Source organism: Sodalis sp. (in: enterobacteria), from assembly GCF_047607725.1.
Classification (GTDB): domain Bacteria; phylum Pseudomonadota; class Gammaproteobacteria; order Enterobacterales; family Enterobacteriaceae; genus JBLKSS01.
The window spans coordinates 1,291-2,784 of sequence record NZ_JBLKSS010000001.1 but is presented as its reverse complement, the minus strand read 5'-3'; the positions used below and the strand labels follow the sequence as shown (position 1 = coordinate 2,784).

General features: G+C 54.6%; 1 rRNA gene. It reads left to right on the top strand.

Annotation, left to right across the window (positions count from 1 at the left end):
• A 16S ribosomal RNA gene (locus ACMX3H_RS00010) occupies window positions 1-1,444 on the top strand; the annotation flags it as partial.
• Between the last annotated feature and the right edge of the window lie 50 nt (window positions 1,445-1,494).

Genomic DNA, 1,494 nt, shown 5'->3' with positions numbered 1-1,494 from the left:
CGAGCGGCGGACGGGTGAGTAATGTCTGGGGATCTGCCCGATGGAGGGGGATAACTACTGGAAACGGTAGCTAATACCGCATAACGTCGCAAGACCAAAGTGGGGGACCTTCGGGCCTCACACCATCGGATGAACCCAGATGGGATTAGCTAGTAGGTGGGGTAATGGCTCACCTAGGCGACGATCCCTAGCTGGTCTGAGAGGATGACCAGCCACACTGGAACTGAGACACGGTCCAGACTCCTACGGGAGGCAGCAGTGGGGAATATTGCACAATGGGGGAAACCCTGATGCAGCCATGCCGCGTGTGTGAAGAAGGCCTTCGGGTTGTAAAGCACTTTCAGCGGGGAGGAAGGCGATGGCGTTAATAGCGCCATTGATTGACGTTACCCGCAGAAGAAGCACCGGCTAACTCCGTGCCAGCAGCCGCGGTAATACGGAGGGTGCGAGCGTTAATCGGAATTACTGGGCGTAAAGCGTACGCAGGCGGTCTGTTAAGTCAGATGTGAAATCCCCGGGCTCAACCTGGGAACTGCATTTGAAACTGGCAGGCTAGAGTCTCGTAGAGGGGGGTAGAATTCCAGGTGTAGCGGTGAAATGCGTAGAGATCTGGAGGAATACCGGTGGCGAAGGCGGCCCCCTGGACGAAGACTGACGCTCAGGTACGAAAGCGTGGGGAGCAAACAGGATTAGATACCCTGGTAGTTCACGCTGTAAACGATGTCGATTTGAAGGTTGTGGCCTTGAGCCGTGGCTTTCGGAGCTAACGCGTTAAATCGACCGCCTGGGGAGTACGGCCGCAAGGTTAAAACTCAAATGAATTGACGGGGGCCCGCACAAGCGGTGGAGCATGTGGTTTAATTCGATGCAACGCGAAGAACCTTACCTACTCTTGACATCCAGAGAACGAGGCAGAGATGCCTTGGTGCCTTCGGGAACTCTGAGACAGGTGCTGCATGGCTGTCGTCAGCTCGTGTTGTGAAATGTTGGGTTAAGTCCCGCAACGAGCGCAACCCTTATCCTTTGTTGCCAGCGATTCGGTCGGGAACTCAAAGGAGACTGCCGGTGATAAACCGGAGGAAGGTGGGGATGACGTCAAGTCATCATGGCCCTTACGAGTAGGGCTACACACGTGCTACAATGGCGCATACAAAGAGAAGCGATCTCGCGAGAGTCAGCGGACCTCATAAAGTGCGTCGTAGTCCGGATTGGAGTCTGCAACTCGACTCCATGAAGTCGGAATCGCTAGTAATCGTGGATCAGAATGCCACGGTGAATACGTTCCCGGGCCTTGTACACACCGCCCGTCACACCATGGGAGTGGGTTGCAAAAGAAGTAGGTAGCTTAACCTTCGGGAGGGCGCTTACCACTTTGTGATTCATGACTGGGGTGAAGTCGTAACAAGGTAACCGTAGGGGAACCTGCGGTTGGATCACCTCCTTACCTAGACGATACGTTGAGTGACGTGTCCACACAGATTGTCTGATAACTGT